The organism is Pseudomonas sp. B21-017 (genome assembly GCF_024749245.1).
Lineage (GTDB): Bacteria > Pseudomonadota > Gammaproteobacteria > Pseudomonadales > Pseudomonadaceae > Aquipseudomonas.
The window spans coordinates 3330352-3342560 of sequence record NZ_CP087194.1 but is presented as its reverse complement, the minus strand read 5'-3'; the positions used below and the strand labels follow the sequence as shown (position 1 = coordinate 3342560).

At 52.8% G+C, this 12209-nt stretch carries 11 protein-coding genes and 1 pseudogene; 1 reads left to right on the top strand and 11 read right to left on the bottom strand.

The genetic code is table 11. The annotated features are described in order from the left end of the window. The first annotated feature begins 103 nt into the window (after window positions 1-103). The gene (locus tag LOY28_RS15035) at window positions 104-1702 is read left to right on the top strand and encodes an NAD(P)/FAD-dependent oxidoreductase (RefSeq protein WP_258612026.1); all 1599 of its coding nucleotides are present in this window, start codon (window positions 104-106) and stop codon (window positions 1700-1702) included. On the opposite strand, the gene LOY28_RS15030 is transcribed toward LOY28_RS15035, so the two are convergent. From LOY28_RS15030 to LOY28_RS14980, 11 genes and pseudogenes are all read right to left on the bottom strand, one after another. Continuing rightward, on the bottom strand, window positions 1699-2814 hold the full coding sequence (locus LOY28_RS15030; RefSeq protein ID WP_258612025.1) for an AraC family transcriptional regulator: 1116 nt from the start codon (window positions 2812-2814) through the stop codon (window positions 1699-1701). The two genes, LOY28_RS15035 and LOY28_RS15030, sit on opposite strands and share 4 nt — an antisense overlap. A 304-nt stretch (window positions 2815-3118) precedes the next feature. Beyond that, window positions 3119-3694, bottom strand: a complete 576-nt coding sequence (locus tag LOY28_RS15025) for a peroxidase-related enzyme (RefSeq protein ID WP_008015715.1) — start codon at window positions 3692-3694, stop codon at window positions 3119-3121. Continuing rightward, window positions 3691-4188 carry a CMD domain-containing protein gene (locus LOY28_RS15020; protein ID WP_008015713.1) on the bottom strand — a complete coding sequence of 166 codons (498 nt, stop codon included), beginning with the start codon at window positions 4186-4188 and terminating at the stop codon, window positions 3691-3693. Before LOY28_RS15020 ends, LOY28_RS15025 begins: the two co-directional genes overlap by 4 nt. 81 nt (window positions 4189-4269) lie before the next feature. Next, window positions 4270-5703 (bottom strand): NAD-dependent succinate-semialdehyde dehydrogenase, encoded by a 1434-nt coding sequence (locus tag LOY28_RS15015; protein WP_258612024.1) that lies wholly within the window; start codon window positions 5701-5703, stop codon window positions 4270-4272. Between the two features lie 884 nt (window positions 5704-6587). Further along, window positions 6588-7943 (bottom strand): glutathione-disulfide reductase, encoded by a 1356-nt coding sequence (gorA, locus tag LOY28_RS15010; RefSeq protein ID WP_258612023.1) that lies wholly within the window; start codon window positions 7941-7943, stop codon window positions 6588-6590. A 295-nt stretch (window positions 7944-8238) separates the two neighbouring features. Further along, on the bottom strand, window positions 8239-8871 hold the full coding sequence (locus tag LOY28_RS15005; RefSeq protein WP_258612022.1) for a response regulator transcription factor: 633 nt from the start codon (window positions 8869-8871) through the stop codon (window positions 8239-8241). Window positions 8872-9021: 150 nt separating this feature from the next. Next, a complete protein-coding gene (locus LOY28_RS15000; protein ID WP_052037635.1) occupies window positions 9022-9774 on the bottom strand; it encodes a S9 family peptidase in 753 nt (250 codons plus the stop codon). Continuing rightward, window positions 9713-9931, bottom strand: a complete 219-nt coding sequence (locus tag LOY28_RS14995; RefSeq protein ID WP_081500264.1) for a DsbA family protein — start codon at window positions 9929-9931, stop codon at window positions 9713-9715. The genes LOY28_RS15000 and LOY28_RS14995 overlap by 62 nt, the downstream gene beginning before the upstream one ends. Before the next feature lie 71 nt (window positions 9932-10002). Next, on the bottom strand, window positions 10003-11346 hold the full coding sequence (locus tag LOY28_RS14990) for a 2-hydroxycarboxylate transporter family protein (RefSeq protein WP_008015707.1): 1344 nt from the start codon (window positions 11344-11346) through the stop codon (window positions 10003-10005). Between the two features lie 14 nt (window positions 11347-11360). Beyond that, window positions 11361-11604: pseudogene (locus LOY28_RS14985) on the bottom strand (alkene reductase); the annotation flags it as partial. A gap of 70 nt (window positions 11605-11674) precedes the next feature. Beyond that, window positions 11675-12007, bottom strand: coding sequence for a carboxymuconolactone decarboxylase family protein (locus tag LOY28_RS14980; RefSeq protein ID WP_008015705.1), 333 nt, complete (start codon window positions 12005-12007; stop codon window positions 11675-11677). Window positions 12008-12209 lie beyond the last annotated feature (202 nt).

Genomic DNA, 12209 nt, shown 5'->3' with positions numbered 1-12209 from the left:
CATTCACGCCGATTCCCCACGTACCCACACTCAGCCAGGCTGCGTAGCGATTGCGCAGCAGTGATCAATAAAAATCCCGGAAAGGGCAGGGAAGGGACGAGCGATGAGCGATTACGATCTGAGTTTTAAACGCGCGTTGGCTCGTGGCGAGCTAGACAGCAGGTTCGACACGATTGTCATAGGTTCTGGCGCAGGCGGCCTAAGCACAGCCGCATTGTTGGCGCTCGAAGGACAGCGCGTTTTGGTGCTCGAACGCCACGCGGTGTTGGGTGGTTGTTTGCAATCCTTCAAACGCCAGGGCTTCGAGTGGGACGTAGGCCTGCACTATATGGGCGAGGTACACCGCAAAACGAGTGGCCTCTATCGCCTTTTCGACAAAGTCTCAGGTGGTCAACTTGAATGGGCGCCCATGCCCGAAAACTACAATCGCATTATCGTAGGTGCCAATAGCTACGATCATATGGCCGGCGCAGAAGCCTACAAGGATCGACTCAAGGATTACTTTCCGAAGGATGCGCGCGCGATCGATCGTTACGTAGAGCTAGTGGGTGAAGCAAGCCGGGCTGCGAAATGCTTCTTCGGAGAGCGGGCGTTGCCACGTTCAACGTCTGAGGCAACGTTCACCAAGGCTCAGACTGCATTCATGCCACTTGCACAGCGCACAGTGCAGGGTGTTTTGGACGAATTGACTGACAACGCTGACCTTAAGGCAGTCTGGTGTGGGAACTACGGCGACTACTGCAATTCCCCTGCTGAGGCCTCTTTTGCGATCCATGCCATGGTTTTCAGCCATTACATCGATGGTGCGAGCTACCCCGTTGGCGGTTCGCAACGCATCGCCACAGCAATGGCCGACACAGTACGTGCTGCAGGAGGAGCTTGCCTTGTTACTGCTGAGGTTGTGAGCATCGAGATGTGTGATGGTTGCGTGGTAGGTGTAAAAACCGCTGACGGAAGCCAAATTTTCGCGGACAGAGTCGTCAGTGCGATTGGTATTTCTCAGACCGTACCGCTGCTGGCTCATGCAAATCCAGAACTGGCGCAGCCATTGGGCGAGGTGACTAAGAGCATTGGTACAACTCAATGTTTTGCTGTGCTTAACCTTGGCATTGACATCGCAAACGCAGATCTGAACATTCATCCAGCCAATCTTTGGGTGCACCCAAGCAACGATCTACCAGCGAATCTCGCTCGGTACAAAGCTGATCCAGAGGGACAGCCCATGCCCCTTCATTTCATTGCCCATCCATCACTGCGGGATCCGAGTTGGGCCGACCGTCACCCTAAGCAGAGCACGATGGACGTCTGCGGCCTGACAGATTGGTCGGTGTTCGAACGTTTCACTGGCACGAAGTGGAAGCACCGAGGTGCAGAGTACGAGGACATGACAGCAAGCCTTAGAGAAGACCTCTTGGCCGTGGCCTTAAAACATTATCCTCAAATCGGCGGACACATTGCTCATGCCGAGTTGGCTACACCTCTTACTTTCAATCACTTTCTAAATCGTAGTCACGGCAATTTCATGGGATATGAGCAAACGCCACTTCGTTTTGCACAGCGCTGGATGCGTGCGCATGGCCCCGTTAAAGGTCTGTTTTTCGGTGGACAGGATGTGACCGCTGCCGGAGTCAGTGGCGCGATGGTCAGTGGGCTGGTCGCGGCGAGTGCAGTTCTTGAGCGTGATCTTTTCCGAGAGCTTTAGCCCTCAAGATCGCACCGGGTCGAATCGGCTGCACAAGCCGTATTTTGGTTGTCGGAACTCTCGTTGCTGGTGATTGCAAGGGCCTTTCCTCCTGCAGAGAAGCTGCTTGCTAATTCTTGGCGCAGCGCACTAGGTGCTTTACCGAAATGACCTCGCACAGCATGCGAAAAAGCGCTGGGCTCTGCATAGCCCAGCCGTTCTGCCAGCATCACAAGCGGCAGATTGGGATCAGCCAGGCCTTCCAATGCCTCGCTCATACGTACCGCTTCCAGTAATTGGCGGAAGGATGAACCGCGCTCAGCCAATCGACGCTGAAGAGTACGCCTGCTGAGATCCAGCGAGCGCGCTACGCTGTCGCAATTCGCTTCCGAAAATCCCTGTGCTGCGATGGCTGCTGTCACGTAATCAACGAGCGTGTCGGAGCTACCCTGGGTTTTAAGCATCGTCTCCGCGCGACCGAGTACGATGCGAAGCAATGTTGGATCAGCAGCCTGCCAGGGTGAGTCCAGCAGTTCAGCGCCAAATACAACACGAGCGTGCTCGACTCCGAGAATGATCGGACATTCGAAATAGACTTGATAGCGGTCGGCTAAACACGCGTCAGTACCAGGTAGCTCAATTCTGGTTGGCCTTCGATCAGTCGGCATACAGTTATAGAGAAGGCGCATGTACGCGGCAAACAGCGAATCTATCTGGGCCGGATGCATGGCAACCGGGCTGGGTGTTACGTGGTAAACCAGCTGAACACCATTGTTGGAAACAGGTTCAACTGAAAAACGACCAGAGTTGCTAACTAACTGCTGCAGCCTGACCGTATGAGCGAGCGCGTAGCGCAATGAGCTACTGTGCATCAACACCAGTGCTACGACGTTCATCGATTGCAGTGGCAGTGCTACGCCAACCTTCAAGCCGAGCAGCGGATCCTGGGAGAGTTGCATCGCGCGCTGCCAAAGCCTCCTCACTTGCACGAGTTGCAGCTGCCGCGTAGGCGCCACGTCGTCCCACTGTTGAGTCCAGGGAGCGCCCAAACGGGAAGGCTCGATACCTTGCCGAGTCAGTTCCTCGATGACGCCTACAAGCCAAGTGGCACTGACGGTGAGAGGTCGGGTCATTGTATGTCCGTTAGCTGCCACGCAATACTTGCTCGGAAAGAGGTGAGACCCTTACTTGGCGCTGCGTTGCAAATCGGTTGCTCAGGGGCAGCAAAGTATTACGACAGACTGTGTAGCACGTCTGATAGGGATATTCCAAGGCCTGGCCGGCAGCGTCGATTTCGCTTCGAGATACGAGTAGGAGGGAAGTCAGAGGATGCGGAAGGATGGGGTGCGGAAATGCTGCTATCGAAAACGGTCATTTTGATGAACGGGCAGTTTGGGGCTGCCCGCTATTTTGATATCACTTCAATGGAGCGTCTGATCAGATTTTTACGGGTTCACCTAAAACATGCATCAGGCGATTTGCCCAACCGAAGATGGCTGTGGCCAGCACGAGGTCGACAACCCCAAGCGTGTCAAAGCCGAGTTCTTTCAAGGCATCGGCATGCCGTGTATTCAGCATTGGGGGGGACTTGGCCAACTCAACCGCAAAGTCAAACAACGCCTGAGAGCGATCATCCAATTGTGCTTCGGTTTCGTCTGCAAAAATTTTTGCGACCAGCTCTGTACTTTTGGTCAGCTGATTGTATCGGGCGCCGTGTACTGCAGCGCAGTAGACGCATCGATTAACAATTGAAGAACCAATCGCCCCAAGTTCACGCTCAGCTGGGGGCAAGCCGGCGCGGCCATACATAATGGCGTTGAACAAAGGGGATCGCACCGCGAGCGATTCGGGGTCATGGGCGAGAGTGAGCACATATTCCGAGATTTTTTTGCTCGATGGAGTCACTTTCATCGCATCAAGCTGCTCTTGGCTCGCGCTTTCTAACTCAACAGGCTTGATGTACGGCGACCAGTGAGGCACCGATACGGTGAAATTATGCACGACCTGGCTCATTTCATTTCTCCTGCAATTTTGAATCCTGCTACGACCCGGAGCTGGTAGTTCACGAAAGCGAGGACTTCAGTGAGCCTTACGATGTCAGGTTCTGAAATCCCAGCAGCCTTTAACGTATCGATATCTTGCTTTGTAGCTTCTCGCGGCTTTTGAGTGACCAGATCCGTGAATCGGATGATCGCCATAAAGCGTTCATCCCCGTAAGCGGACTGCTGAGGATTGGCAGCAACATACAGGCCTTCTTCGCCACCTGCTGTCTCAAGACAAGCATGGTAGTGATCAGCCAATTCTTCAGAGTTGCTCAACCGAGCGATTCGTTCAGCAAGGGCTGCACGTTCTGCATGTGACAGACCACCGGGATCCTTCGGAATGATCACTGCATCATGGCTCGCTTGACTCAGCGCCATAATTTCTGCCCGCTCAGCAATGGCCATCGCGAGCGGAGAGTTTTCGTTTGCGCCGACAAGACGCTCGATAATGTTCGGAGTAAGCATAAGAGTTCCAATAGTTAGCGACGCGTTATTTCCTGAATGCAGCAGTGCTCGATAGCGACTAAAAAACACGTTCGCCGAACGTTAAAGAACGCTCGCAAGCGAAACGAACTTCGTGGTCATGAAAGCATCCAGTGCGCCAGGGCCTCCTTCGGTTCCGTATCCGGAATCTTTTACGCCGCCAAACGGGTGCTCGGGTAGGGCAACGCTGTGATGGTTGATCGAGATGGCGCCAGACTCGATGCCGTTAAACAGCTTATTAGCCGAGCTAAGCGATCGCGTGTATGCGTAGGCAGAGAGGCCATATGGCAGTCTGTTGGCTTCCTTGATGGCTTCATCGATGTCGTCAAAAGAATTGATCAACGCAATCGGCCCGAAGGGTTCTTCAACCATGGCGCGAGCGGTCACCGGTACATTCGTGAGAACGGTGGGTTCGAAGAAATAACCCTTGTCGCCTACGCGGTTGCCGCCAGTCTCCAGCTTCGCTCCATGGGATACCGCATCCGCCACGAGTTCCTCTGTTGCCTTAAGCCGGCCCAGGTGAGCCATTGGGCCCATTGTTACCGTCGGATCAAGGCCGTCGCCCACCTTGATTGCGCGTGCGCCTTCCACGAAACGGGAAACAAACTCGTCGAACACTTTTGAGTGAACAATGAAGCGAGTCGGGGAGACACAGACTTGGCCCGCATTGCGATATTTAGCGGCGACAGAAATCTTGACTGCGGTTGCGATGTCCGCGTCGTCCATAACGATTACCGGCGCATGGCCACCCAGCTCCATTGTGGATCGCTTCATATGCAGCCCTGCGAGGCTTGCAAGCTTTTTGCCCACTGGCGTTGATCCGGTGAAGGTCACTTTCCGGATGGAAGGATGAGCAATCAAATACTCAGAAATCTGGCTCGAGTCGCCAAACAGTAGGTTTACGGCTCCTGGAGAAACGCCAGCGTCAGCGAATGCTTTCACAAGCTCAACAGCACACGTAGGTGCCTCGGTTGCGCCTTTTAAAATGATCGAACAGCCGGCGGCCAGCGCACCAGCGACCTTTTTCACCGCTTGAATGAGCGGGAAATTCCATGGCGCAAATCCCACTACAGGCCCGATAGGCTCCATCAAGGCAAACTGATGAATTCCTAATGCGCGCGAGGGGATGACACGCCCATACGCGCGTCTGCCTTCTTCAGCATGCCAATCGATGGTGTCTGCAGTTGCAGCGACTTCACCCATCGCCTCGGCCAGGGGCTTTCCGTGCTCAGCGGTGAGGGTGAGGGCGATATTTTCTGCGCGCTCACGAATCAGGTTTGCCGCTTTGTGCATAATCGTTGCGCGATCGAGCGCAGAGACTTGTTTCCAGGTGGAAAAGCCTTTTTCCGCAGCGATTGCCGCGTCTTCCATGTCAGCCAAGCTAGCTTTCGCAATGAGTCCGATCTGCTCTTCAGTTGCCGGATTGATTACGGGGATCGATTCAGTGGGATGCGTGTTACGCCATACACCGCCAATAAACAATGGTATTTGTTCCATGATCACCTCTCATAGTTGCTAATGGTTTCAACGTCCCACGGCTTGGCTAAAAACTCATTGTGGTGCTCAGTTACAAGCTATCAACGACACATGGGCTTCAATAAAATATAGGGCATCTCCCAACGAAAAATTTTCCGTATTTTTCAAAAATCGGCTCGGATTTAGAATTTACTTCTAATTTTTAAGGTGTTGGTGAAAAAAATATTTAATCAAGGCATCGGGTACGATTGCGCGCCTACTACATGGGAGTTTCTGACTGTAGACGTTCCGAGGTGATCCATGGGTATATCGATCCGACTTGGCTGGATAAAGCCACCTATTGGATGAACGCTTTTTTCTGATTAGGAGAAAGGCGCGAGCGCAGATGGTTGTGTCTTGGCAGAGCCAAGACGGAATGCCGATGGAGTGGGTTCGCACCTGCTAACCGCAGCGTGCGTATCACTGTTCGTTCAGCGCTGCGGGTGCCTAAACGTCAGGCCTTTCCGCCTTCACCAAAGGCAAACACAGTGGTGCCCGGACGGCCTACAAAAAAATAGTTTGCTAGCGCCCTTGAATTTAAAAAAAGGAAACGGAGTTCCTATATTTGATTCCAAAACAAAGCAGAGATCTCGATGGCTGTGCGCTTTCGTGGCTGCCTCAGGCTTTAGGGCAATCGACTCGATTGCTTCGTCGTTGCTGTTGTCGCTGTCCTTGCCTTTTTTGAAATTTAGAATGAAGCGAATGGCAGGGAATGACAGTGGACGGCTTTGCCCGCAGGGCAAGGGAGATCGTTTTTTTGCGACGTCAGTCGCGGCTAGCTTTTGATTTCAGAGCAACCCGAAAACCAAAAAAACTAGCCTTATCCCGAAACTCCGCGTGCGCCGGAGTACCGTTGTCGGAATCGTCTAGGCTACCGACGTGCGCATGGTAACGAACTCTTCGGCGGACGTCGGATGCACGGCGATGGTTTCGTCGAAAACGCGCTTGGTGACGCCTGCCTTCAAGGCAATCGCCAGCCCTTGCACGATCTCGCCGGCATCCGGGCCAACCATGTGACAACCGAGAACCTTGTCGGTTTTGGCATCTACTACCAGCTTCATCAAGGTACGCTCCTGACATTCGGTCAGGGTCAGCTTCATCGGCCGGAAACGGCTTTCGAATATCACCACATCGTGTCCGACTTCTCGCGCCTCCTCTTCGGTCAACCCGACAGTGCCGATGTTCGGCAAGCTGAACACGGCGGTCGGGATCATCTTGTAGTCCACCGGGCGGTATTGCTCGGGCTTGAACAAACGCCGCGCCACGGCCATGCCTTCCGCCAGAGCAACCGGCGTGAGTTGTACCCGCCCAATCACATCGCCAAGGGCCAGGATTGACGGTTCAGCGGTTTGATACATTTCATCGACCTCGACAAAACCTTTCTTGTCGAGTTTGACCCCGGTGTTTTCCAGCCCCAGGTTGTCGAGCATCGGACGCCGACCGGTGGCGTAGAACACGCAGTCCGCCTCCAGCTCACGACCATCCTTGAGCGTCGCCTTCAGGCTGCCATCGGCCTGTTTGTCGATACGTTCGATGTTGGCATTGAATTGCAAGTTCAAGCCGCGCTTAGTCAACTCATCCCGCAAATGTTTGCGCACCGCACCGTCGAAGCCGCGCAGGAACAGATCACGGCGATACAGCAGAGTGGTTTCGGCACCGAGTCCGTGGAAGATCCCGGCAAACTCCACCGCAATGTAACCACCACCGACCACAAGAACGCGCTTGGGTAGCTCTTTAAGGAAGAACGCCTGATTAGAACTGATCGCGTGCTCATGTCCCGGAATCTCCGGGATCTGCGGCCAGCCACCGGTAGTGATCAGGATATTTTTGGCGGTGTAGCGCTCGCCATTGATCTCGACGGTATGCGGATCGACGATCTTGGCGTGGCCCTCATGCAAGGTGACACCGCTGTTGACCAGCAGATCGCGATAGATGCCGTTCAGTCGATTGATCTCGCGATCCTTGTTGGCAATCAGCGTCGCCCAGTCAAACTTCGCTTCGCCCGGCGTCCAGCCAAAACCTTGCGACTGCTCGAAGTCTTCGGCGAAGTGTGCGCCATAGACCAGCAGCTTCTTCGGCACACAGCCGACGTTCACACAAGTGCCGCCCAGATAGCGGCTCTCGGCCACAGCCACTTTCGCGCCAAAACCGGCGGAGAAACGCGCAGCCCGCACGCCTCCGGAACCGGCACCAATCACGTAAAGGTCAAAATCGTAGGGCATTTTCAATCTCCTCGGCAGGCACCCAGCATAAGAGCGGTTGGCTAATAGCGTGCCGGACTGTCGTAGGAAGTCTGCAACTCATCGAGCACAGGCCCTATAGTTTTGCTTAGTAATTTCTAGAGGGCGATCAGAATCTACCATCCGATTGGTAGGGTTGCAAGGGCGCGCTGACTGTGGCGCCCACATCTTGTGGGCACGTTAGGCAACTTCTGTCGCGGATGGGCGATACAGTTCCGATGGGGGCACTGTTATAAACATGAATTGAATGACACGTCACGACCACTGGCTAAATTCTCTATCTCGGAATTATTCCATGGTCTATTGCATACTTTACCAATGCAGCAGGTTTGTCGATATTGAGTTTGCGTCGAATGCTCAAGCGATGGGTTTCTACAGTCCTGACGCTGATGTTCAGTTCTCGTGCCATTTCCTTGTTATTCAGCCCTTGAGTCATTTTATATAAAACTTGGCTTTCCCGGGGCGTTAGCTCGTTGATAATGCCATCATCAAGAAGCAGCTTTTGTGCGATTTCAGCACTGTAGAAAGTACCTCCGTTTTTAATTGCTTCAATCGCAGCGACAATCTCTCTTGAGGGGGCGTTTTTCAATACATAGCCACTCGCACCGGAGCGTAGGGATTCACTTACATATTCTTTACTATCATACATACTGAGCACGAGCACCTTCAGGGTGGGGAACCTGTCACGTATTTTTCGCGTCAGCTCAAGACCGTTTATGTCGGGAAGGTTGATGTCGACCAATAGAAGATCAGGATTGCAGTGCTCAACCATCACCATAGCATCCGCACCATTTTCAGCCTCACCAACCACGGTCACAGTCGGAATGACGGATAGTAGAGCTCTGATCCCATCGCGCACTAAGGTGTGATCATCGACCAAGGCCAGCCGGATTTGTGTTGGTAAGTTCATTAAGTGTGCCAACTGTTATCGATGTCGGAAAAGTCAGATTTTCTTACAGGGAATACTTATCACGATATCCAGCTCGCTCCGGCCAAGTGCTGATGCCATATGAAAATGACCCAGTGCTATGGCATTTTCGCCGGGAAGCAATGCCTAGGGTTACAGATACCTAGAGCTCCAGGCAGTAATGCATGACGCAACATAATCCGCATCCTGACTATTAGTAAGCAAGTGGTCAGCCGAGTCGAGTGAAATGAAGCTCTTGGGGTGTTTAGCTGTTAGGTAAATTTTCTGGGCTTGCTCTATTGATACAACGCTGTCTGCTGGGGAATGAAAAATAAGCAATGCGCGTCGTAGGTTAGCGATATTTGTATCCTGCTGTTGGGTTTCAATATCATCGAGAAACTGCCTTTTTATAGTAAACTCTCTTCCTGCCAGCATTACTTTGTATTCACCAATGTCTCTGATCGCTTCTACGTGACCTTTGAACTGCTTCAGGACATGGGTCGCGTCAGCGGGGGCACCTATTGTCACCACGCCTTTTGCCTCTGGGATGTACTTCGCCGCTGCTATGACTGCGGCTCCGCCCAAACTATGGCCAATCAAGATGGATGGAGCCTGGTATGTATCACGCAAAAACTCCGCCGCCGCTACCAAGTCGGCAACGTTGGAGGAAAAATTGCTGTTGGAGAAATCTCCTTCACTGCTGCCTAGACCTGTGAAATCAAATCGCAGTACAGCGATATTATTGTCGACTAGCGCCTTAGCAATTCTCGCGGCAGCTTTAATATCCTTCCCACAGGTGAAGCAGTGGGCGAACAATGCATAGGCTTTGGGCGCCTCCGGCGTCTCAAGCAGACCTGACAGGCTTATACCCTGGGCGTTTCGGAACGTTATCTTTTGTTTGCTCATCATGAATTTCCTTGAACGGCTCTGATACCTGGCCTGGTGCGTGCCGGTAGGCCCGCAGCTTTATCTCTACCAGATGTTTGTGCTCAAACTGCTCAAGGGCTGCTTTAAAGCGCCGTTTGGCAATCCAGCACCAAGGGCAGACAAAATCTGACCTCAGATGGTGTTCACTAGAAAGTGAAAACCATTGGGTTTATTGAGGGGTTGATGATGAGTGTCCTGCACTCGGCATCAAGCAAAAATACGCAAAAGAATACTAGCAATGATCACCGTCGAAGCGCCGCCGAGGCGGGTGGAGATCTGAGCGAATGGCATCAGCGACATACGATTGGAGGCTGAGAGGATCGCAACATCCCCGGTACCGCCAAGGCCGCTGTGGCAGCAGGTCACGATGGCTGATTCGATGGGGTACATTTTCATCAGGTTGCCAATGAAAAAACCTGCGATGGCCATTGAGGCAACGACGGATACGCAGACTAGGACATAACTGATAGAAAAGACTTTTACGACGCTATCGAGAGGGACATACAACATGCCCAAGCCGATCATTACCGGCCAAATGAAGGCGGAAGAAATCAGCTTGTAGAAAGCGCTTGTGCCTTTCTCCAGTTTTTCCGGCAGAACGCGAACGTACTTAAAAAGTACAGCGGCCAAGATCATCAGGACAGGGCCAGGAATCCCCAAGACTTTTTCAAGCAGGCCGCCAAGGACGAAGAATGCACAGATGACCAGAATGCCTGCACCTATCACTCTGAAATCGATAGTCGAGCCGTTATCTTCCCTGGCTTGGAATTTATCATTCTCGTCTTTGGCACGGATCAATGAACCCTCGCCATTGAGATGCGGGCGTTTTAGCGCCAGCCGGGCCAAGTAGCCGGCACAGATAATCGCCGCGATGTTGCCGACTACAGCGGCAGGCACCAATTTAGCAACGTAGATATCCGGCGTACCGCCGAGAATAGCTGAGTAAGCAAGCGATAAAGGCAGGATTCCCTCACCAATGCCCCCGCCAATAATGGGAACAATGATAAAGAAGAAGGTGTGGTAGAAACTATAGCCGACGAGTTTTCCCACAATGAGTCCGCTTGCCACGGCAGCCAGGGTTCCGACGAGAAGAGGTATGAACATCCTCATCATGCCCTGAATCAAAATAAATCGGCTCATCCCGAGAATACTGCCGACTACCAGGCTGGCAATCACGAAGTACAAAAAGTTGGCTTCTTTCATTAGCATTTTTGTAGCGTCAATCGTGGCTGGCCCGAAGAAGCCGTAGAACACCAAAATCGATGGCAGCATCAAGCACAGAATGGCTCCTCCTCCGATTTCCTTCAGAATCGGAAGACGCGAACCCAGTTGGCCGAAGAACATGCCCATCGTCATGATGACGGCGAGGCCACCGATCATGTTATTAGGCAAAAAACCCAAGTGTGCCGAGAGATATACGATTACGGCGATGCCGAGAAAAATTGGGAGTGGGATTACCCCTATTTCGTAACCGCACAGGCTACGCAGTTGACGCAACCCGCCATCACGGGGAGCATCGATTTTCAGGGACTGCTCATAAGACTTGTTCATGTCGCTATTCCTCATACAGCATCACTGACTTGGCGCCAGCCTCAACCTGTTCCGCAGTGTAAATACCCGGGGTATACAAATAGCCACGGGCCTCCAGTCCTTCTGTGATCAGACCGGCAGACGCTTGCTGCGCGTAGTAGAGAGCGATAAGTTCATTTGAATTGTTTTTCAGCGTTCGAGTGCGAGTCATGTGGGCTAAAACGACACGGTTGGCTAATAGCGTTCAGCACAGATCGTAGGCGTGAAAAGCTCATTCATGAAAAGTCTCGCAGTTTATTGGCTGGGCGGATGGCAGCAATTAGTTCTGATATTCCCGCAATGCCCTGCATTAAGGTTTGTCGAACGCATCCAAAACGTGAGTGCTGTAGACCAATGCAGCACCGGCGTTCATGTTGATTGCTACACCCAATGCTTCAGCAACCTCTTCAGTAGTTACACCAAGCTTTTTGGCCTCAGCAGCGTGGAAAGCGATGCAGCCATCACAGCGGGTGGTCACCGCTACGGCGAGCGAAATCAGTTCACGAGTTTTAGCATCGAGGTGGTTTGTTTTTGCGCCGGCGCTCCCTAGAGAAGCCATACCTTTCATGGTCTCTGGGGACAGGCCATTCAGCTGTACTAGGCGGGCGCTGATGTCTTTTCGAGTTTGCTTCCAATCTTGCATGGGGACTCACCTGGGCGGGGCGCCCTGTAGGTTTACGGGAGGAGATGTGAATTCGATTGAATCTACCATCTAGTTGGTAGGCTTGCAAGGGGGCGCGACAGCCGACTTGATCCATATGTAGTGAGGGCGTTGCGAAGGGGGAGGGAATGGGCGTGACAATTCAGTAGCGGTAGGAGAATGTGGTGGAATCTTGTCGCTCGGA